Genomic DNA, 20,684 nt, shown 5'->3' on the forward strand with positions numbered 1-20,684 from the left:
CAGCAGGTCAGAGAGGGTATCGAGCCCATCGCTCAAGATCACCCCACACTTTACCCACAGGAAACTACCCGGACTTCTTACTCAGGACGTCTTCAAGCGCCACAGCAATCTCGGGGTTCACGAGCTTGCGACCGAGGTAGACATCCTGCGTCATCGACGGCTGTGCATGGCCCAACTGATCCGCGATCATCCGCGCACTGAACCCGGCGTCATCGAGAACGGTTGCCGCAGTCTTACGGAAAACATGTGAGGTTACCCAGGCGAACTCATCAGTGCCCCGCGCCTGCCGAAAGACCCGGTTCGTGTTAGACGGATCACGCAAGCCGTCATGATCGGCAGGAAACACAGGCTGCACGTCGCACCCGATGTCCGCATAACGCTGCATGATCATGTCGAGAGCCCACTTAGGCAGCGGCAGTAGCCGTTCCCCCGCAGCAGTCTTGGTTGGGCCTCGCACGAGCCCTCTGCCCTTGATGCGCTGCACTGTGTAGCGGATGTCCACCGTTGCTCGCTTGAAGTCAACATCTTCCCAATACAACGCCAGAGCTTCGCCAATGCGCACGCCGGTCGCCATCATAAACCGACACAGGTCCGGTAGGTCCCAACGGACCGCCTTTTCGTCGGCTTCCAGCAGCGCCAGCCACCGTTGACGCTCATCCAATGTTAGAGCCCGAGGCCCGGTATTCCGGCCGTCACCTAGTGGACGTGTGTCACGTACTGGGTTGAGATCCGTTGCATCATGCCGAGCTGCGTACCCCATGATGCCCGACACCACCGATCGGGCCGTCTTAGCCGTTGCGACACCAACCGAGGATGCCAATGCACCCAAGAACCTATCGATCCTCGCTACTGTTGCTTCGCGCACACGAAGTTCCCCAACGCCGGGCAAGACACACCGATCCAATATGGACTGATATGTATCTTCGGTACCGGGCGACTTCTTGCCAGCAGCAACCTCACTCCGGATACCGTCCATCCATAGCCCGGCAACCTCCCGAAGTCGGGATTCGGAAGTGACACCATCCCCGTCAACTCCGGCACGATCCCTCAAGGCACGTTTCAGGTTGCGCTCCGCTTGTCCCTTCGTCTTTCCGGAGCGTTCGACAGGCTTAGTACGGCCGTCGAAATCTCGAAAGAGGGTCCTCGCTATACATCCTGATTCTCGTTCCAAAAACCGGATCGAACCATAGGTTCCAACCTCCAATGGTGGCCGGCCCATCAGACGGAAGCTTTCATCTGCGCGAGCCACAGATCGACGTCTTCAGGGCTATACCGCACGTACTTGCCCATACGGACACCTTTCGGTCCGTAGCCCTGCGCTCGCCATGCGTACAGCGTGTTCCTCGGGATGCCCAAGTACTCCGCCAAATCGTTGATAGTCCAGAGTCTTTCCTTGTTGTGCAACATAATCCAGTCCTTATCCAGCTAGGGTCTCCTCCGATTCTTCGCGTGCTGTTTGTTGGCGTTCGCGTGCTTTAGCGGCTGCTGTATTGGCTAGTGCGGCATCGGCTGTCGTGAGCCAGCCGGTACCGTTGAATAGCCATGACAGGGTGACTACTGCCTCGGTTGCGGCAGAGTCCTCGTCAGCGCAAGAGGTGCTGAGTGCTTCGGGATTCCGGCCGGCCTGGTAGGCCTTGCGGACGGCGCGGAGGGCTCCGAGGGTGGTGGAGTAGCGGCGGCTTTTGGTGGAGAAGTGGCCACCGTAGCCGAGCATGTGTGCCCATTTGCGGAGTTTTCCCCAGCCGGGTTTGTTGCCGGTTCCGTTGTCCCATTCGTCGCGTTGTTCGGTGGTGGTGCAACTGAGGGGATATTGGCCGAGGTACCAGCAGGCTTGGAGTTGGCGGGCTTGATGGGTGTCGTGTTGGGTATAGAGTTCGAGGCTTTTGTCCGTGAGTGGGCGGGAGACGTGTCCGGTGTCTTCGGTGGCTTTGGTGGCGTATTTGGCGAGATAGCCGGCCACGGCGGTGTTGGACAGGCCACCGCGATCATCGATATCGGCGCCGGTGAGGGTGACGGTGCGGCAGTCGAGTTGTTCACCCCAGGTGATGGGCCAGCCATCCCGGTTACGGGGGTGTGGGGCCGTTGTGAACTGTGTTGCGCCAGCGGCCAGTATAGCGTTACGCAGTTCGGTGCTGGTCAACGCTGGTAGGGGTGGGAACACATCATCCGGGTTTTGCGGATCGTGGCCGTCGAGGCGGATCAACGCATGAAAGTGGATGACGCCTCGGTGTTGGTATTCAGCGACTTTGGCGTAGGAGACGCGAACGAGGGTGTCGTAGCGTTTCGCGGCGCGGGCAAGGGTGCGGTTAATGGCTTGCGTGGTGCGCCGCCAGAGTTCCCCGGTGTGTAGGTTCCACGCGGCTTGGTGGGTGTAGTCGTAGCAGTCCTTGCACAGCGGTTCACCGGCTTGTGGGTCGTCGGGGGTGTGTCGTGCCCAGCAGGCCAAGTTGACGCCATGAGGGCAGCTCTGGGCGGCACGGCGGGGGCGGCAGATCCGGTCACCTTCGGGGGATGGGGAGTGGACGGGGCCGAAGCTGGGCGCGCTGAAAGTGACGAACATGCAGGGGTGCTCTGCCACAGTCTCCGGGACGCCTTTACCGCCGAGCAGGCCGGCCTTGACGAGATGGTAGGTGTCTTGGCGGTAGGTTTCTGCGCAGGCCGGGCACACTGAGGCGCGACGGTTCTTACACGCGACGTAGATCTGTCCGTCCGGCATCGCATCAGTGGGGCGTTCGATGTCGCTGCGGGAACCGTTGCGGGGGTGCCATTCGGCTTCCAGGCGTAGCCGTACGGGGTGGCTGCACGCGGCAGCGGGCATGATGTGGTTGAGCCACGTGTGGTAGTCGGAGCGGGTGGCGCGTTGCACCAACTGGGTCGTGATGTCCTGGTAGGGGTGGCGTGGTTCGGCCACGGCACCCAGCCCCACCGCGTGGGGATCTCTCCCGGTGGTGGGGCTGAGTGTCATGGTCGAAACAGTCACTGGTCGTAAATTCCTTGCTCGTTGCGGTGCCATGCGTAGATGGCGGTGAGGTCTTCGATAACGTGATCGAGTTGGTTCCACGTGATCAGCACGGGAAGGCCGATCATCAACCCTGGTTGTTGGGGATGTTGTGCGGTAATCACTACGCCGTCAGATTCCTCGGTCACAGCAATCACTGTCCGTTGTGGATGGTCGTGGTGTGTTAGGTGTTGCATGGGTTTCTCCTATCCGACAACGACCACGAAGGGGCCGTCGTAGGTGTCTACGTCGGTGGTGGTGGCCCATCGGACACCGCTCCACTGGTGGAGGCTGTAGCGGTGAATGGGCATGATGTCGTGCACGGTGAACGCGTCTATCGGGAAGACCCCGATCACATCGGAGTCATGGTCATAGCCGAGTCGGCCAACACCGATCCCGTCGGGCAGTTCAACGAACAGCCACAGTTCGTCATCGGCGGTAGACATCGGAGCGTAGGCGTTCATGAGGGGTGTCCCCTTTCTTAGAAGAGTGCGTCTTGGTTGCGGCAGCAGAGGCAGTAGGCGTTTCCGTCGTGGTCACCGTCGAAGCTGGTGCCACAGGTGCGGCACTGCACCGAGTGGTTCGGGCGACATTCCCGGCAATAGGGAACGGGTGTGCTGTTGTCCCGGATGAACACGATCCGACAGTCCGGGCATCGGGTGATCCCAGCAGCGCGACTAATACGTCCTGTTTGGACTTTACGAAGGTTGCGGTACAGGTGTTGGTCGCGGTGATCCATGGGGCGTGTTTGTCGTTTCATGGTCACGCTGCCTTTCTGATGCGGAGATCGCGGGCATAGTCCACGAGCGAGTAGGTGTGAGAATCGGAGAGGAACGCGGACTTCAACCGACCCGGGAAACCACCCTCAGCGAGCAGTAGGCCAATGCCGCGTTCTGCGGGGGTGATGGTTGCGGCGTTGTAGCCAAGTTGTGCCCAACCGCGCCCCAGGATGATGTCCGATGAAGAATCAGTGGTGCAGCGGAATGCCCAGCGGTAGCCGAACAGGTCCCGCAGGCTGGTCGGGATGATGTCCGCACTCGGGCGTTGCGTGGCGGCCACAACGATGATGCCGGCAGCTCGACCACGCGCCACCAGGTCACGCACCAGCAGAATAAACTCTTCTTGCTGGTCTTTGGTGCCGATCGTGGCCGTGTAGTAGGCCAATTCATCGATCACGGCGAGGATCACATCAACCGGATCGTTACGGTCAATCTTGCGGCGTTTCGCGGCCGTGAGTTCCTGATAACGCCGGTTGCACTCGGCTTGAAGCTGTCGTAACCGTAGTAGGGCCAGATCGATATCCGGTCCGACGAACACTTCGGAGACGTCTTCCCATAGACCAAGTTCGACCTGCTTACCGTCGAAGAGCCACAGTGCACAATCGGCAGCCAAGGCGCCATGCGCCACAATGTTGTTGAGTGCCACGGATTTCCCCGCGCCAGGTTCTCCACCGATCAGGATGTTGCGGTAGATAAGTTCGATCTCGACACGGTGCCCGTACTCATCAACACCCAGATGCACCAGGTCATACATGGACAACCCCGACACCGGGATCGTGTCACCGTGCTTACGCTTCTTGAGTAGCATGATCAGTCCTGCTTTCCAGTAACCACAAAGCAAAAAGGGGATATAGCGAGAGCACCAGCACCCAAGAAACGCGGTGCGGGGTGCGGGTGCCTCGTGGGTGGATCAATCGATGTAGTCGGAGAGGTCTTCTCCACCCACCACAACCGCTGGGCGTTCCGGCGTGACATTCGTGGAGGTGTTCTTCCGAGACTTGCCCGGCTTTTCCGACTTCCCCGAGTTGGTGTCCGTAGCCTCAGTGACCGCCACGGGGGTGGGGTGAAGTTGGGTCACATTGACCGCCGTCAACGGCGTGACACCCTCCGGGTCTTGCACGCGACCATGAACCTTGGCCGACAACTTCGCCAACGGTGACTCAACCGGACCACTCTTCTCCAACGGATCGCGGCGAATGATCTCGAACGCAACTACCGTGGTCATCTTCCGCACGTGATGGACGCGCGCCTCACGCGCGAAACATGCCGACGCGACATGCGAGAGCACGTTGTCCAACTCATCCGGTGACGAACCCGCGCGGGTCCACAACCACACCCGTTCACCAGTCTTCGTGGGCCGTGCCCACAGCATGAACGGCAACGCACCATCCAAATTCATCGTGCGGAACTTCGCGTTCCGTAAACACGTCCGAATCCGGTGCCGATCAAGAACACACCAGACGCGATACACCACGAACCGGCGCAACCCAGGCCACACCGCCACGATCAGGAGCACTACCGCGAGACACACCAAGGTCCACACGGTGCCCACCGTGTTGTTGAGCCACAGGATCACCACAACAGCCACCACAGTGACCAGAATTTCCACGCGCCAGCGAATCAGCGCACCAATAATCAAGACAGGCCACGACTGCTTCGGGGTCTGCCATACCTCCATCACGTCACCACGTGTTCCCCGAGCACGGGCACGACCAGTAGACTTAGCCATGACTCTTCGCCCTCCAAGGCAGAGTTGATAAGAAGAGAGGCACGGAACCGGGTACGGTTCTTGGCGGTTCCTGCACCGGTCCCGTGCACTCTCAGGAGGAAAACTCAATCAACAATGTGCATGATCGTGATCTCATGCCCATTCACACACGAACCAGTAACAGCGATACGCTCGCCACGCTCTCCATAGCCACTCGCGGTAGCCGAAGAACCACATCCATCACACTTACCCGTGATGGTTACCTTAGTAATAGAAAAAGAACCTCTTGCCGAATCACTGCGATCATATCGCTTAGCCATAACAATCAATCCTTAAAGTAAACCGTCACGCGGCTGGATACTCAACAGGGAAACAAATACCGGGAATCTCGATATCCTCCCGATCCATAATCAACTGAGCATGAGCGAGACTGTGATACACAGTCGCCTCATAAAAGTTACGGCGAGCTTCTGGAAGCATCACATCGTTGATCCGGTCCAACTGGTCCTGATCATCGCTCATCAGATCGCCAAACTCAGTACGCAAGTTCCTTAGATCACTCGCGGCTGAATACAACTCCATAAGATAGTCGCTGGTTGTACGAAGCTGCGACCACAAAGATTCCACAACTGACTCTGTTATCTGCTGACTCATGACATGCACTCCCGTCGCACATCAACAATTGATCAGGAAGACGCGGCCGACGAACTAGACTTAGACGCAGTAACCTGCTTGATCTCAGAAGCCCGATACGCAACACCGTTCTTGCCATTCTGTGCCCACGGAATCGCCTGCAACTCAACAGCGTTCACAGATGTACCCACGTCAACCTTTGGCGGCTGGGGAGCCGTCACGGTCACGTTGATCACCTCAGCACCACTGTCATCCATGGCGACAAGCTGCACAGACCACATCGGAACATTCGTATTCCGCTCCATACGCTGAACACCGTTCTGATCAGTCTTCGGCCCAACCTTGCTAACCTGGAACTGAACGCGCGACGTATCAATCAGCAAACGCATAACACTGCCCTCCAAGGCGGTTATCACTTCGGTCCTGTCCGCTTCTACGTTTTGCGGAGCACCTAAAGCATCAGCCAAGAACAGCGGACACATCACCGCTTGACGGGACACTTAGGGACGTCCTAGCATCGACAAAACGTCCCATCGCGTCCCGGAGGTGGCAGAGACATGGGGAACGAGCGCCTGCGAGGAAGCATCGCAGCCGCTGGCCTAACCAGCGCGGATGTCGCACAGCACGTTGGCGTAGACCCGAAAACAGTCGAACGCTGGATCAGTACGGGCCGTACGCCCCACCGGGGACACCGATGGAGAACCGCCAGCCTACTAGAGAAGAACGAGACGTACCTGTGGCCATCATTAGCCGAAAACCCACAGGTTCAGCAGGCTTCACAAGCCGAATTCGTCCAACTCTTCCCGCATCGTGGCGCGGTACCCCAAGCAATGTGGAACACACTGGTGGATGATCTCAACGATAGCTTGGACATCCTCGTTTACTCGGGGCTTTTCCTGCTGGACGCTCGCCCTGAACTGACGGACCTTCTCATAGATAAAGCAAAAACAGGTGCTCAAGTCCGCTTTCTATTCGGTAATCCTGAATCGTCCGAGGTAATCAAGCGTAGTGAAGAAGAAGGTATCGGCAAAGCCGGCCTGCCTGGGCGCATCACAACCGCGCTGAGCTACACCTCAAAACTTGTTGGAGTCCAAGGGATCGAGATCCGGCTTCACGACACAATCCTATACAACTCGATATACCGGAGTGATTCCACAATGCTTGTGAACCCACATGCCTACGGATCTGGCGCTCCCTTCAACCCGGTCATGCATCTCCAAAGAGTTCCCGGAGGCCGCATGTTTGACCACTACCAAACGAGCTTTGAACGCGTTTGGAGTTCCGCCAAGCCGTATGAAGTATCCCAGTAGGACAGGAGCGATCGATGGCACGTGTTGATTACTTCAATGACCCCGCTGCACCTAACGCAAATAGCGTTGTTCCATCCGTCACCGTCTGCGTCCAAAACAACACGGGACATCTATTGCTAATTCACAAAGTGGACAACGACCTTTGGGCCCTGCCAGGTGGAGGCCATGATGCTGGTGAGTACATCACTCAGACGGCCATCCGCGAAGTCCAGGAAGAAACAGGAGTTGAGGTAGAAATTCTTGGCCTTGTAGGCCTTTACACCAACCCGAACCATGTCATGGCATACGATGACGGAGAAGTTAGACAGCAGTTCTCGATTTGCTTCTCTGCTCGCCCGATCAGCGGAAATGCGCATGAAGATGGAACAGAGACCAAGGCCGTAGCATGGGTCCTGCCGCAAGATCTCGGAAGGCTCAACATTCACCCATCGATGAAACTCCGGATCAAACACTATCTCGAAGCGAGAACAGAACCATACCTAGGCTAGGTCTGCTCCCGTGTTTCGAGCGACAACGAAATAGCTTCAATCCTTCGCTTCGTACGCTCGACAGCAGCCAATAGCTCAGGCGCTGCGCCTGTAATAAACGTGGTCACAAGGTGCCCCTCACCATACCGTGCCTTGACCTCTTCGATCCGATCTTCGGCATGCACAGGTTCACCATCAGGCGAGGTTGTGATATCGCAGTACCAGAGAGCGTCGCGGATTGAACCTCGCTCATCGATAAAAAACGCCATCTCGTCCTGAAGCCCGCGTAGTTCAGCTTCATGAACGGCGTAAGTATGATGCGCCACAAGGTGTATAAGTCGTTCCGGAGCGCCAACCTTGGCGAGATAGCTCGCGCCGTCCACCGGATGGAAGCCCGTATCGACAAGGTCCGGCGCATAACCAATGTCATGAAGGATCGCGGCAGATTCGAGGAGCTCAGCATCCGAACCAGCGATATCCCCGATAGAACGTGCCTTACGCGCGACACCTTGCACATGATTCCAGCGTCGCGGCAAGACCTCAGCCAACTTCTCGGCGGAGGTCTCAAAGGCCCACGATACTAACGACATTCCCCAATCCTAGCCTCGAGGGCCGACATCAGCACCTAGCGAGCCAAGAAACCGGTGAGGACTTTCTTTACGTCTTCAAGCCGCCCCTCACCGGGGCGGAAGCGCGGGGCGAACTAGCGCGGCCCCGTACCCTGGCATGCGCCGATCGGGTACGGGGCCGCTCATGCTGCCGCCCACGCGCTACACACGGTGATGGCGCGGCGCGAGAACGTAACATAAAGTCGCCTCCGGTGTTGATCTTGCCCGCGAATTGTACGGTCGCTGCCCCAAAGTCAAGGCCTGCCGACCAGATTGCAGGCTGATCACGTATCGTCGCGGCAGGCCTTGACTTCGGGTCCCCTTGCTCCCTACGGCCAGCCTTGCGGGCAGGCCGGGGGCCTGCCCGGTGGAACTCACGGGCAAGATCAACACCTCAGATCATCCACACTTTACCCACAGAGAACACCCGTAAACGACCGTGATCGACGGTCTAATATGGATGTTTGCGTTCGCTATTTGGCCACTTCATCGCACACGTTGGCGAACAATCGCGAACATCCCTGACCCTGGCCAAAGAATCCGTAGGTTCCGGGTTCGAGCCCCGGGCGGCCCACCAGATCGTCGGTTGTTCAAACCGCTGACACCATCGGTTCGAGTCCTACCTGGGTCTCGGCCCGCCTGCGGGCATCAAGCGTCTGCCGAGTCCACAGACATCCGGGCTGTCAGCCCGGAGTTCCTGACACTCCCGTTCCGGTTGAATACTGGCCCCTGGTCGGGAACCCGCCCGGAACACTTGGGTCAAGGTTCAACCGGCGTTGACAGCCTGTGGACTGCCCGTGAACAGGCGTCGACCCACTGGTTCTCATGGTCGGTGCCAATAGAAGGCGTTCGCTAAGGTCCCAGCGGCGCCGTGCCGACAGCGGACATGTGGCTCATCGTCCAGGGCGAGACGTCGTTGTCTTTGCGGTACGCGCCGCCGATGTGCGAGCAGCGGGCTCGTAGCGGCGAACACGATGATGTTTGCGCCTGCTGTACTGTCTTCTTGCCGTGTTCGTTCGGCGCCGGCGACTACCTGGTGGCGCTGCCGCTTTGGCAGCGCGTACCGCTGGTTATGGTGGGGTGATCTCCCGAATTTCCGAGCAGGCACGGGGATGCCACGTAATGCATCGCGTCTTGCCGCCGTGGCGAACGGTTATCAAGTCCAGTCGTACTCGGCCAGGGCGTCGCGGAGCTGGCCTTGGGTGGTGAACTGGTCGTTGAAGCGGTCCGGTCGCCAGGCGTCCAGGTGCGCTGACTCGCTTGGTCCGTCGACGATTCGCTGGGTGAGTGCTTTGGCGTAGCCGGGGCCGTAGGTGATGCCTGCTTCGTTGTCTCCGGACAGGACGTAGGCTCCCGTGATGCCGGGTATCTCGCCGACCAGTGCCCGCATGTCGGGGGTGTAGCAGGGGGCGCCGTGTTTGATGCGCAACTGTGTCCACTCCGCCAGCCGCGGGCTAACTTGTGCGCCGCGCGTGGCGATTCGCATGATCTCCAGGATGCCGTCGATCGGCAGGTCATCCAGCCGCTCGGGTACCGGTGTATCGACCAGAATGTCGCGTGGGTAAACGTCGTAGGTGCCACCCCACAGAAGGCCGCCGTCGTGGCCGCGGGCCCATAGGATGGTGCCGCCGTCCGGTTCATCCGAAGCGAGACCGGTCAGGAACAGGGTGGGTAGGGTGTCTGGCACGCCGCGCGGCCCGGTGGTGATCCGGGAGGTCACTTGCGGCACAGTGGGCAGGAAGAACCCGAGCGACGCTGCTAACTCGCTGTTCCACGCCCCCGCGGCAAGCACGACCGCCTCGCAATCCACCCGACCGCGGGCCGTCTCCACGGCCCGTACCCGTCCACCCTCGACCGTGATCGCGGTGACCGGCCGACGGGTGTCGATCACCCCACCGGCCGCGCGAACCCGCTCGGCGAGCGTTGCCACCACCTTCGGCGCGTGGACCTGTGCGCCGCTCTGGTCGAGCAGTCCACCGAACACGCTCGCGGCGCACACCACGCCTCCGGTCCGCGCCTCCACCTCAGCAGGGGTCAACACGGATGTCCCCGCCGACTCATCCGCGCTCAGGCTTTCCCACGCGGGTGCACTTGCCGCGACATACAGCATGGAGTTCGCGCGATAGGCGATGTCATGCCCGTCATCGTGCAGGTTGGCATAGAACTTTCGACCGTATTGGGATGCTTCGCTTTCCAGCTCATATGGTGCCCAGTGCCCGAGAAATCCGCCGCCCGCTGCAGTGGTTGCCTGCCCGACACCGTCCCGTTCCACCACCCGAACGTCACGGACGCCAGCGTGCAGCAGGTGCAGGGCCGCGGCGCAGCCCAGTATGCCGCCACCGACCACGACGATCTCGGCACGATCAACCATTTCTTTTGCTCCTTTCGAAACGGGCACCAAGCGCCGCCGCGCGAACTATCTTTAGTCGGCGCGCAATGGTTCCGATCAGTAAATTCCGCTGAGCCCGTGGTGAAACGCTAGCTAACGACGCGGCCCATATGCACATTGAAGTTCGCCCTCGGCGGGCGTGATCCATGTCACCTAGCGTGCTGCCGGGCTGCGGTATCCACCTTCTGTAGCCCGACGGGAAACGGCCATCACGGTGATCGCGCGCGGTACCGGAGCCGCCGCTAGCCCTGTGGTCAACCCGCGCACACCGAACCTTCTCCGCCATTCCCGGTGCGAACATGTTGCACAGTGCCCTGTGCTCAATCCCTACCCGGCAGCGCCATGGGTGCAGACCCACATACTTTGTATACTTTGGATGGTCTCTCGATGGTTGATCCCGATAATGAGCCACGAACCCGAGAGCTCGCTCGCGCTCAAGCGTTAGATTCGTCCAGGACTGGCCCGCTCCTAGCTATCTTCGCCGCCGATACTAACCCACATGCGCCGAACATCCGCTTATTTTTCACTGTTAGATAGTCAACTTAATAAGCCCCCGGGGTTATTGTTATGTGTGCTTGTTTAGCCTGGTCCTGGTAGTCATAGTTATTCGCGAACCCCGGTTGGGGGAATCAGCTACTTTGGAGATCAAGCCCGTGGCTAGTAAAAAGCAGGGGCGTAGGTTTCGGCCGGCCTGACTGGTGAAAGCCGGGTAAGCCGGTGGAGATTACGGCCAGATATGTTCATGTGAACATTTTTGACCTAGCCCCATTGATAACGGAAACAAGAAAAAGCAGATTTACCTTAGGTTTGACTGGGTATAGTTAAATTACACCGTGCACGGGTTGATTAAGGTCGGCGGTGAAGCCTGTCGCAAATATGGCGGGAAAGTAGCGATCAAGGCAGAAGGTAGCGGCAAGTATGCCTACTGGTTCGAGCTCGACGTGGGGAACTCGATTCAGTCGCTGGTCAATGGTATCGGAAGCCTATTTGGTGCCGATGACCTTTCCCAGATCAAGACGAAATGCGATTTCGTCGTAGTGGGGTGGGCGTGGAATATCAATTGCGTGACGCGTGGTCGTGTCCGCATCGATCCCGTCACGCATTTGGCTCTTCTTTAGTAGGTCAACCACACGGACAACCCTGTCAGCAAGTCCCTAAACAGCGACGATTCGCAACCAGATCTCGATCCGTGGCCAGGGCGTCTAGAACGTGGGGGCAGCCATTCCGTGCAAGCCACCGTGGGCAGAGTGTGATCAGCCGCACCCTAGTGTTCCGGGCATCTAGTGGTCGAGGCGTGGGATAGCAACCGGCAAACAATGGTAGGCGTGCTGGGTGTCAATGCGTTCCGTGGGATCCCGCCTGCGGGCGTCGATGGGGAGCACATGTTCCTTCTCCTCAAGCAGTCCTGGTTCCGAGTGCGGGGCGAACTGACCGACGTCATGGCCAAGACGGTTGGCGGCATCGACGAGACCGCGCGCCTGATGAATGCCGCGGCCGATCAGCTCGAGTCGAATGAGTTGGCGAACGCCGAGGGCTTCACCAGGCTCGAAGCGGACGCCGATGCGACACCATCGGCGATATCCCAGACCCTGGAGGGCGGGCGCCGGTAGGGCTCGTCCGGCTCGCTGCTCGATACCGACTCTCTAGTGGGAGATATGTACATTACAAATACGTCTAGTTGATCTCTTGTCGTAACGAGCGTTTCAGATTACGGTTGTGCCTCACATCACCGCGAAGGAGTTGTGTTCAGCATGATCCGCTTCCGGAACCTTGCCGAGGCAGAGCGCGTCGCGAAGCGACGGTTGCCGCGTGCGGTCTGGCTCGCCGTGAAGGCGGGCAATGAGCAGGGCTGGACCCTGGACGAGAACCTGCGGGCGGCCAGCGAGCTCGGCTTCTCCCCGCAGATCTTCGACCGCCCGACCAGTTTCGACCTGAGTACCAGCGTGCTCGGCATCGACGTCGACTTCCCTGTGCTGGTCTCGCCGGTAGGCGCGCAGGCCATCCACCCGGACGGCGAGGTGGGTGCCGCGCGAGCGGCTGCCCGCGCCGGCACGGCCATCGGCCTGAGCTCCTGGTCCGCGGATTCGGTCGCGGATGTTGCGCGGGCCAACGAGAACACGATTTTCCAGCTTTACTGGGTCGGGTCGCGGGCGGAGATCGAGGCGCGCGTCGAGGCGGCCCGCCGGGGCGGCGCCAAAGCGCTGATCGTGACCCTGGACTGGTCGTTCACCCCACGGCGAGACTGGGGCGTACCGCCAGCGCCGCCCCGTGACCGCAAGCTGCGCACCATGGCGCAGCTGGCCCCACACGCGATTTCCCGTCCCGCGTGGCTGGCCAGCTACCTGCGGCGCGGCCGGATCCCCGAACTGCGCGTGCCGAACCTGTTCGAGCTGGACGGAACGGTGCCCTACTTCGGCAAAGCGTGGGCGGACTTCGAAGCCACCACGCCGCCAACCTGGGACGACGTCAAATGGCTGCGCGATCTCTGGGACGGCCCGTTCATGGTCAAAGGGGTTGGCACCCTGCGTGACGCCAAGCTCTGCGTCGATCTCGGTGCCGACGCGATCTCGCTGTCCAACCACGGCGGTAACAACATCGATGGCACGCCATCACCGCTACGCCAACTGCCGTATCTGGTTGACGCGGTCGGCGATCAGGTCGACATCATGATGGACGGCGGCATCCGACGTGGTTCGGATGTGGTGAAGGCGCTCGCGCTCGGCGCCAAGGCCGTGTTCGCCGGGCGGGCCTACCTCTATGGCCTGGCTGCCGGCGGCGAGGAAGGCGTCTACCAAGTACTGCAGATCCTGCGAAACGGGATCAGGGAAACCATGTTCGGGATTGGCCGCAGTCGGGTCACTGACCTCACCAAGGACGACGTGGTGCCGCTCAACCCCAACTTCTTCGTCCACCCAGCGCACTGATCACACCGGAAACTCGGGTAGGGGCCTTATCGTGAGTCGGATACTTGTCGTCGGTGCCGGCAGTGCCGGGTGTGTCGTCGCCGCCCGGCTGAGTGCGGACCCCGAACACGAGGTCGTACTGCTCGAGGCAGGGCCGGATCACGCTGGCACCGACACCGGCCGGGCGCTGGCATCGGTGAACTGGATCGACGCGATGGGCGCTGGCGCGGCGTTCGACCCCGAGCTGCGGGCCACCCGGCTCGCTACCGATCAGCCGCGCGGCTACCACCGTGGTCGCGGGCTCGGCGGATCCGGCGCGGTGAACGCCATGCTGGCCCTGCCTGGGCTACCAAGCGACTACGACCGGATGGCGCGTGATTACCGGCTACCCGACTGGACCTGGCAGCGAGTCGAACCGACGTTCACCGCGTTGCAGGGCGATCTGCGGCGCTCGCCAGAATGCGACTACACGCCGGTGGACCTCGCGCTGGTCGGTTCCGCTGGCCAGCTTGGCCTGCGCCAGGACATCGACACGTTCTCCTCGCCGGCCGACGGGGCCGGCGGCCTGTGGCGCACCGCCGATCGCACCGGCCGGCGCTCCAGTCGGGAGCTTTACCTGGATCCCTACCGCGATCGGTCGAACCTCAAGGTGCGCACCACCGCGAAGGTCGACCGGCTGCTGCGGCGCGGGGTGGACGTGCACGGTGTCGTACTTGCCGATGGCAGCGAGATCGAGGCCGACGAAGTCGTGCTGTGCGCGGGAGCGATCGAGACACCGGCGATCCTGCTGCGGAGTGAGGTCGACCGGCCAGGTATCGGCCAGGGGTTGCAGGATCATCCGGCCGCGTCGATCAAGCTAGGGCTGCGCCCCGAGTATCAGCGGGCGAATCTCGGCCTGCCATGCATCAACGCGGTGCTGCGCCTGTCTTCCTCGCACGGCAACGGTGATATCCACGTCCTGCCGATGCACGGCCCGCTGACCGAATCCACGCCACCGCACCACGGCGTGCTCATGGCCGCGGTGATGTCCGTCCGCTCCCGCGGCGAAGTGCGGCTCGACCCGGACCATCCATCGGGGCCGCCGATCGTCGCCGAGCGGATGCTGACCGACGAACGGGATCGGGCGGTCATGCGTGAAGCGATCGACGTTGTCCGGCGACTGTTGGGTACTCCCGCGTTCACCGAGATCGTCGAGGCCGCCTATATCGACAACGATGGCACTCCGGTTGCGGCGCTCGATGATCCCCGCGTATACCAGGATTGGCTGACCACCTCCGTTGGGGATTACTTCCACGTCGTCGGCACCGCGCGGATGGGCAGCGAGGATGACCCCGGCGCGGTCGTCGACCAGCTCGGCCTCGTGCATGGGATCAACCACGTGCGGGTCATCGATTGCTCGGTGTTGCCCGAGGTGCCCAGCGCGAACACCCACCTGCCCGTTGTCATGGTCGCCGAACGACTCAGCGCGGCGTTGCGCGCCGACCTGGGATCGTCGACCGTGCAACCGAAACACGCCCGCAGCGAGTAAGGAGAAGCCCGTGCCCGTACCGCCAAGTGATGGAGCGCAGCGAGCCGAGGCCCTGGCGACCTGGGATCGCGCCCGAGCCGTCGTGCCAAGGGGAGTGTCCTCTGGGCACCGGGTTGGCTGGCAGCAGGTGTTCGTCCGCTCCTCCGGTGCTTACGTATGGGACGACAAGGACCGCCGGTACGTCGATTTCCTCAACGCGTGGGGTCCGATCGTCCTCGGCCACTGCGACGACCGGATCAACCGTGCGGCATTCGAGGCGGCGAGTACCTGTGATCTGACCGGCGTCGGCCCGCAGCCGGGCGAGGCGCAGCTGGCCGAAACCATCTGCGAGGTCATGCCTTCGGCCGAGAAGGTGGTCTTTTGCACCTCCGGTACCGATGCCACCATGCACGCGGTTCATCTTGCCCGTGCGGCGACCGGGCGACTCAAGGTCCTGAAATTCCACGGCACCTACCACGGCTGGAACGACCACGTCGCGGTTGGCAGCTCGCGCAAGGACCTCACTCCCGGCACCCCGCTGAACACCCCAAATGGTGGCGGTCTGCACCCGGCCGTCGTCGACGATGTGGTGGTCGTGGAGTGGAACGACGAAGCGGGGTTGCGGGCCGCGTTCGACCAGTTCGGCGATCAGCTGGCGGCGGCTTTCGCCGAAGGGTACGTGCACAGCTTCGGCTGCGTGCCAGCCGCGCCTGGCTTCCTTGAGCTGTTGCGTGAGTTGTGCACCCGCAACGGCGTCGTCATGGTCATGGATGAGGTCAAGACCGGATTTCGCGCCGCGATCGGCGGGTACCAGTCCATCCACGGAGTCGTCCCGGACCTCACCGCGTTCGGCAAGGCGGTCGCAAATGGATACTCGCTCGCCGGGTTGGCCGGCATCGATGACCTGATGGGGCACCTCGGCGCGTACAGCAAGAGCGAAGCGACCGTGGACGGCACCTACAACGCATCGCCTTACGCGCTTGGGGCGGCGAACAAGACCCTGGAGATCATGCGGACCGAGGACGTGTTCGGCACTCTCTACGCCCGTGGTGACCAGCTGCGCAAGGGGATTCAGAAGTCGATCGACAGCCTGGGCGTGCCGGCTACCGTCACCGGGCTTGGTTCGGAGTGGTGCGTGTACTTCCGGTCCGAGCCGCCAGTCAACTTCCGCCAAGCGATGGAATCCGACGCGGATATGTACGCCAAGTACCACAGCGCGCTGCTGGCCCAGGGTGTGCTCGAGCCCGCCTTCCCGACCGGCGATCGACGGCTCAACGCGGCCACCACGGAGGCCGATATCGACTTCGCGCTGGAGTGTGTGCATAACGCGCTCACCGCCGCCATTTCCTGACGCGAGCACACCCTGAGCCTGCCGGGCGGAAGTCGGCCCGGCAGGGCACACTGGCATGCGTGGCTCCGGTGATCGAGTTCGAGGCACGGCGAGGCCGGCTGTTCGGCCTCGCCTACCGGTTGTTGGGTTCCGTGGAGGAAGCCGAGGACGCCGTCCAGGACGCTTACCTTCGCTGGGACCGAACCGACCGCGCCACCATCGAGCACCCGGACGCGTGGCTGACCAAGGTCGTCACCAATCTGTGCCTGACCCGCCTGACCGCGGCCCGCGCCACCCGCGAGCAGTACATCGGCGAATGGCTGCCCGCTCCGGTGCCGACCGACCAGCTCGGTCCACTGGAGACGGTCGAGCAACGCGACTCGGTCTCTTTCGCCATGTTGGCACTGCTGGAACGGCTGACTCCGCCGGAACGCGCCGTCTTCGTGTTACGCGAGGCGTTCGGCTACGGACACCGCGATATCGCGGAAGTCATGGGGCTCTCCGAAGCGAACTGCCGGCAGCTGCACCGGCGCGCGGCCAAGCATCTCGCCGACCGCAAGCCCCGGTTCCAACCCGCCCGCGAAACCCGCGAACGGCTCGCCGCGCGCTTCCTTTCCGCCGCCCAGAGTGGTGACCTGCGTGCCCTCGAGGATCTGCTCGCCGCTGATGTCACGTCCTGGGCCGACAGTAACGGGCGGCTGCCGATGGCCCGCCGGCCCGTCATCGGCCGTGACCGGGTCGTCCGCTACTTCACCGGCGCCTGGCGCAAGGCGCCGGGCAACCTGGAGTTCACCTGTACCGAGGTCAACGGCGGCACCGCGATCGCCGTGCACGCTGGTGGTCTGCTCGCCGTGCTCGCGCTCGAGTTCGACGGCGAGGCGATCGCCGCTGTGCGCATCGTCGCGAATCCGGCCAAGTTGTCACATTTGCGGGTGCCTGCCAGTCCCTAACTGGTATGACACCAATCCTTGTTACCGGCGGCACCGGCACGCTCGGCCGCGCGGTGGTGCGGGAGCTGACCACGGCCGGCCAGGATGTGCGGGTGCTGAGCCGCCGCACCGGCGGCGATCTCGTCACCGGCCGCGGGCTTGATGCCGCGCTACGCGACGCCGATACCGTGCTGCACCTCGCCACCACACTGCGCGGCGGTCGCGACGTGACCGCCACCCGCAACCTGGTCGACGCCGCCACCGACGTCCGGCACCTGGTATTCGTCTCGATCGTCGGGATCGACCGCATCCCCTTCGGCTACTACCTCGGCAAACTCGCCGCCGAGCGGATCGTGACCGAGCGCCCGCACACGATCCTGCGGGCGACCCAGTTTCACGACCTCATCCGCACGCTGCTCGCGGGTGCGGCCACGCTGCCGGTCATGCCGGTGCCGGCGGTAAGGGCCCAACCCGTCGATGTCCGCGACGTTGCCGTTCGCCTCGCCGAGCTGGCGAGCGGCGAACCGCGTGGCAGAGCGCCGGATTTCGGCGGCCCCGAGGTCAAGACCTTCCGCGAGCTGGCGGGGGAGTACCTGCACGCCACCGGAAAGCGTCGCCGTGTGGTCGACCTGTCCTTGCCCGGCCGGGCCTTCGGCGGTTTCCGCGACGGCGCCAACCTCGTGCCCGGCAACCCGGCGGGCACTGTCACATTCGAGGAGTACCTCACGTCATGATCCGTGCCGGACTGATCTTCCTCGCCGTGGCACAGGGTGCCGCTGGACTGATCCAGCTGTTCACGCCGAAGTTCTTCTACGACGATTTCCCCACCTCGGCCACCCCGTGGGTGTCGCTGTTGCCGCCGTACAACGAGCACCTGATGCGCGACGTCGGTGCGCTGACTCTCGCCTATGTGCTGGTGCTGGCCGCAGCCGCGATCTGGCCGGAACCGAAGCTGGTGCGGGTGGCACTGGCGGCGAACCTGATGTTCACCGTGCCGCACTTCGTCTTCCACGCCACGCATCTGGACAACTACCCCGTCGGTTCGGCGATCGGGCAGACCATCGCGCTCGGCCTCGGGGTGCTGATACCGACGGCGCTACTCATCGTCAGCCTACGCGGGACTCGACTCCGGGAGGCTCGATCTGAGGGGACTGGGCCCCGGTCGTGACCGGTTTCGAGGCGGGCGCTTGCGACTGGTGCGCCGCAGCCACCACTCGGCGATGAACAGGTTCACCAGCCAGCTCACCCAGGTGGACGCTCCGATGGCCTGCGCGAACTCGGGCGATCCCGGGTCGCCAGCGAACCCACCCGGTACGAACATGCCAAGAAACACCACCTGCCAGAGCCGGTTGGTCACGATGGAGAAGCTCAGCGCGAAGCTGCGGATCATCCACTCGCGATGGTCGGCGAACCGGCGGGCGCGCGCCATCCGGTAGCCCGCGATCGTGCAGGCCAGCCAGAGCACGGCCAGAGTCGTGTTGGCCACCTCCTGGTTCGCGCCGAACTCGCCGCGCCAGGTGAACCACAGGGAGGCGATCCCCGCGGGCAACACACCGAGGAACACGTACAACTGCCCGCTCCACCGGTGCACCGCCGGGTACCGGGTGCGCAACCACGGCCACACCTGTAGGCACGCGGTGCACAACGCCACCGAACCGAAGAAGATGTGCAGCACCAGTGTCGCGTAGTGCCCCGGAAACCGCGGCTCGACCCGCGACTGGCTCGGGTCGAGCCCAAGATACGGCGGCAGCGTGAACGCGAGGAACGCGATCGTGCCCACCAAGAGCGGCCCGACCCAGGGGCGCCGCAGGATTGGCCTGGATACACGCGAAGTCATGAGCTAGCCCCATCTGGTGGACTGAGTCTTCCCGCCCGATCCTTCGCCTCCGGCAGCCGAAAGCCACGCCGGCCGGCCCGACGATTCGTGGTGGTGTTAGCCCTACCCCGCTCGGGGCATCGGGCCGCGCCGGTTTACCTGCATTTGTGCATTGTGGACGAATGGGAGATTCAGTAGTCTTCGAGGGCTTGTGCGATATCCGTGATCGAGTCGAGAAAGGTCTGCGCCTGTGCTGGCTGCCAGCGGTCGAAAACCGCGTAGAGCTGGCTGATGCTTTCGGCGTAGAGCGTGTTGAACCGCTCGACGCTGGTGGCGTGGACGCGGATGGAGCGCCGGTCATTTCCGTCGGGGCGGCGCTCGATCCAGCCCTCCTTCTCCAGCCGGGTGAGCACCCCGGTCATGGTCGCCAGATGGGTGTTCGTCCGCCTGGCGAGCGCCGTCGGGGTTTGCGGCCCCTCGCGGTGGAGAACTTCGAAAACCGTGAGGTCGCTCTCCTTGAGGTATGCGGCTTCGGCGACCAAGCGGTCCCGTGCGGCAAGCGCGGTGCGGAGCCTGCGGAGCGCAAGCAGGAGTGGTTCGTTCGCATGCGGGGCAGCGTTCACGCGCCAAGTCTCCTTGCGATGAGGGGATACGGGGTGATCCCGACGTCGTGTAGTCGTTTCCGGACGACACTGTAGAAGCTTGGTCGCAGCACCTGGCCGGCGAGGAAGGGCACGGTCTTTCCGGGCAGCACGGCGTAGTTCATGATGAGAAACGGCGCGCCGTCGGTGAATTCGAGCAAGGTCGAGTTGTCCACGTTGAGTGCGCGCGCATACCAGTCGGAGACGGACTTCCACGCCTCGACCGCGTTCGCGGAGGTCGTATCCCCCGCGAAGTGGTTCAACAGGATCTCGCCGTCCTGCCCCTCGGTGTCGCCGAAGCGCCCGCCGTTGCTGGCCGTCATTGCCAACTCGGGTGTGGGGAAGCCGAGGTCCGCGGTGCGCTGGAGCAGAGCGTCGCGGATCGGCTCGGTCGCGTGCACGAGCAGCGCGAGGTCGTACCGCGGCCCGCCCTTGATCGGCACGATCACCTTGACTCCGAGGGCGTGCGCGGTGGTGGCGCCCTCCTCGCGGAGGGTGCTGGCGAAGTCGACGAGCCGGTTCGCGTACTCGTCACGCTGCTTGCTTGCCTTCACGAACGGGCCTCGGGTGCTCGTATCGATGTTCCAGGCCAGGTGGGTGAACCAGCCATCGAGCGGGGTATCGAAGTTCATGGGATGCCTCCAGTTAATATGATTCTCATATTAT

24 protein-coding genes are annotated in these 20,684 nt (G+C 62.3%); 10 read left to right on the top strand and 14 right to left on the bottom strand.

From position 1 onward, the window contains the following. Positions 1-64: 64 nt before the first annotated feature. The 9 genes from EV191_RS30640 to EV191_RS22755 form a co-directional block, all read right to left on the bottom strand. Complete coding sequence (locus EV191_RS30640) at positions 65-661, bottom strand: site-specific integrase (protein ID WP_243659156.1); 597 nt, start codon at positions 659-661, stop codon at positions 65-67. A 557-nt stretch (positions 662-1,218) separates the two neighbouring features. Further along, positions 1,219-1,407: a helix-turn-helix transcriptional regulator gene (locus EV191_RS22725; RefSeq protein WP_132879235.1), complete on the bottom strand. Its 189-nt coding sequence runs from the start codon at positions 1,405-1,407 to the stop codon at positions 1,219-1,221. A gap of 10 nt (positions 1,408-1,417) precedes the next feature. Next, complete coding sequence (locus tag EV191_RS22730) at positions 1,418-2,980, bottom strand: replication initiator (protein ID WP_243659157.1); 1,563 nt, start codon at positions 2,978-2,980, stop codon at positions 1,418-1,420. Next, the gene (locus EV191_RS30185; protein ID WP_165913060.1) at positions 2,977-3,147 is read right to left on the bottom strand and encodes a hypothetical protein; all 171 of its coding nucleotides are present in this window, start codon (positions 3,145-3,147) and stop codon (positions 2,977-2,979) included. The genes EV191_RS22730 and EV191_RS30185 overlap by 4 nt, the downstream gene beginning before the upstream one ends. A 57-nt stretch (positions 3,148-3,204) precedes the next feature. Further along, the gene (locus EV191_RS22735) at positions 3,205-3,462 is read right to left on the bottom strand and encodes a hypothetical protein (protein WP_132879237.1); all 258 of its coding nucleotides are present in this window, start codon (positions 3,460-3,462) and stop codon (positions 3,205-3,207) included. A gap of 298 nt (positions 3,463-3,760) precedes the next feature. Next, positions 3,761-4,585 (bottom strand): FtsK/SpoIIIE domain-containing protein, encoded by an 825-nt coding sequence (locus EV191_RS22740; RefSeq protein ID WP_132879239.1) that lies wholly within the window; start codon positions 4,583-4,585, stop codon positions 3,761-3,763. A gap of 102 nt (positions 4,586-4,687) precedes the next feature. After that, on the bottom strand, positions 4,688-5,455 hold the full coding sequence (locus EV191_RS22745) for a hypothetical protein (protein ID WP_243659158.1): 768 nt from the start codon (positions 5,453-5,455) through the stop codon (positions 4,688-4,690). Positions 5,456-5,830: 375 nt separating this feature from the next. Continuing rightward, positions 5,831-6,139 (bottom strand): hypothetical protein, encoded by a 309-nt coding sequence (locus EV191_RS22750; RefSeq protein ID WP_132879242.1) that lies wholly within the window; start codon positions 6,137-6,139, stop codon positions 5,831-5,833. 32 nt (positions 6,140-6,171) lie between these two features. Further along, on the bottom strand, positions 6,172-6,618 hold the full coding sequence (locus tag EV191_RS22755) for a hypothetical protein (RefSeq protein ID WP_243659159.1): 447 nt from the start codon (positions 6,616-6,618) through the stop codon (positions 6,172-6,174). Positions 6,619-6,675: 57 nt separating this feature from the next. On the opposite strand from EV191_RS22755, the gene EV191_RS22760 reads away from it, so the two are divergent. Both EV191_RS22760 and EV191_RS22765 read left to right on the top strand, forming a co-directional pair. Next, positions 6,676-7,428 carry a DUF5919 domain-containing protein gene (locus EV191_RS22760; protein ID WP_132879244.1) on the top strand — a complete coding sequence of 251 codons (753 nt, stop codon included), beginning with the start codon at positions 6,676-6,678 and terminating at the stop codon, positions 7,426-7,428. Positions 7,429-7,442: 14 nt separating this feature from the next. Further along, positions 7,443-7,916, top strand: coding sequence for an NUDIX hydrolase (locus EV191_RS22765; protein WP_132879245.1), 474 nt, complete (start codon positions 7,443-7,445; stop codon positions 7,914-7,916). On the opposite strand, the gene EV191_RS22770 is transcribed toward EV191_RS22765, so the two are convergent. Both EV191_RS22770 and EV191_RS22775 read right to left on the bottom strand, forming a co-directional pair. Beyond that, positions 7,913-8,485, bottom strand: a complete 573-nt coding sequence (locus tag EV191_RS22770; protein ID WP_132879247.1) for an HD domain-containing protein — start codon at positions 8,483-8,485, stop codon at positions 7,913-7,915. The genes EV191_RS22765 and EV191_RS22770 overlap by 4 nt on opposite strands. A 1,174-nt stretch (positions 8,486-9,659) precedes the next feature. Continuing rightward, complete coding sequence (locus EV191_RS22775; protein WP_132879249.1) at positions 9,660-10,874, bottom strand: NAD(P)/FAD-dependent oxidoreductase; 1,215 nt, start codon at positions 10,872-10,874, stop codon at positions 9,660-9,662. 851 nt (positions 10,875-11,725) lie between these two features. Between EV191_RS22775 and EV191_RS22780 the strand changes: the two genes are divergently transcribed. The 8 genes from EV191_RS22780 to EV191_RS22815 all read left to right on the top strand — a co-directional run bounded on the left by EV191_RS22780 (position 11,726) and on the right by EV191_RS22815 (position 18,729). After that, on the top strand, positions 11,726-12,010 hold the full coding sequence (locus EV191_RS22780) for a hypothetical protein (RefSeq protein WP_132879251.1): 285 nt from the start codon (positions 11,726-11,728) through the stop codon (positions 12,008-12,010). Positions 12,011-12,274: 264 nt separating this feature from the next. Continuing rightward, positions 12,275-12,502: a hypothetical protein gene (locus EV191_RS22785; RefSeq protein ID WP_132879253.1), complete on the top strand. Its 228-nt coding sequence runs from the start codon at positions 12,275-12,277 to the stop codon at positions 12,500-12,502. Positions 12,503-12,643: 141 nt separating this feature from the next. Continuing rightward, a complete protein-coding gene (mftD, locus tag EV191_RS22790) occupies positions 12,644-13,816 on the top strand; it encodes a pre-mycofactocin synthase MftD (RefSeq protein ID WP_132879255.1) in 1,173 nt (390 codons plus the stop codon). Positions 13,817-13,847: 31 nt separating this feature from the next. Further along, positions 13,848-15,323, top strand: a complete 1,476-nt coding sequence (locus EV191_RS22795; protein WP_165913061.1) for a GMC family oxidoreductase — start codon at positions 13,848-13,850, stop codon at positions 15,321-15,323. Positions 15,324-15,333: 10 nt separating this feature from the next. Next, on the top strand, positions 15,334-16,653 hold the full coding sequence (locus EV191_RS22800) for an aspartate aminotransferase family protein (protein ID WP_165913058.1): 1,320 nt from the start codon (positions 15,334-15,336) through the stop codon (positions 16,651-16,653). A 59-nt stretch (positions 16,654-16,712) separates the two neighbouring features. Further along, the gene (locus EV191_RS22805; protein WP_132879260.1) at positions 16,713-17,582 is read left to right on the top strand and encodes an RNA polymerase sigma-70 factor; all 870 of its coding nucleotides are present in this window, start codon (positions 16,713-16,715) and stop codon (positions 17,580-17,582) included. Between the two features lie 5 nt (positions 17,583-17,587). Continuing rightward, positions 17,588-18,295 (top strand): SDR family oxidoreductase, encoded by a 708-nt coding sequence (locus tag EV191_RS22810; RefSeq protein WP_132879262.1) that lies wholly within the window; start codon positions 17,588-17,590, stop codon positions 18,293-18,295. Then, positions 18,292-18,729: a hypothetical protein gene (locus EV191_RS22815; protein ID WP_132879263.1), complete on the top strand. Its 438-nt coding sequence runs from the start codon at positions 18,292-18,294 to the stop codon at positions 18,727-18,729. The genes EV191_RS22810 and EV191_RS22815 overlap by 4 nt, the downstream gene beginning before the upstream one ends. Here EV191_RS22815 and EV191_RS22820 read toward each other — a convergent pair. From EV191_RS22820 to EV191_RS22830, 3 genes are all read right to left on the bottom strand, one after another. Further along, positions 18,673-19,398: a DUF2306 domain-containing protein gene (locus EV191_RS22820; protein ID WP_132879265.1), complete on the bottom strand. Its 726-nt coding sequence runs from the start codon at positions 19,396-19,398 to the stop codon at positions 18,673-18,675. The two genes, EV191_RS22815 and EV191_RS22820, sit on opposite strands and share 57 nt — an antisense overlap. 170 nt (positions 19,399-19,568) lie before the next feature. Beyond that, positions 19,569-20,000, bottom strand: coding sequence for a MarR family transcriptional regulator (locus EV191_RS22825; RefSeq protein ID WP_132879267.1), 432 nt, complete (start codon positions 19,998-20,000; stop codon positions 19,569-19,571). Next, on the bottom strand, positions 19,997-20,650 hold the full coding sequence (locus tag EV191_RS22830; protein WP_132879269.1) for a hypothetical protein: 654 nt from the start codon (positions 20,648-20,650) through the stop codon (positions 19,997-19,999). Before EV191_RS22830 ends, EV191_RS22825 begins: the two co-directional genes overlap by 4 nt. Positions 20,651-20,684 lie beyond the last annotated feature (34 nt).

The organism is Tamaricihabitans halophyticus (genome assembly GCF_004340875.1).
In the GTDB taxonomy this organism is placed as follows: Bacteria; Actinomycetota; Actinomycetes; order Mycobacteriales; family Pseudonocardiaceae; genus Tamaricihabitans; species Tamaricihabitans halophyticus.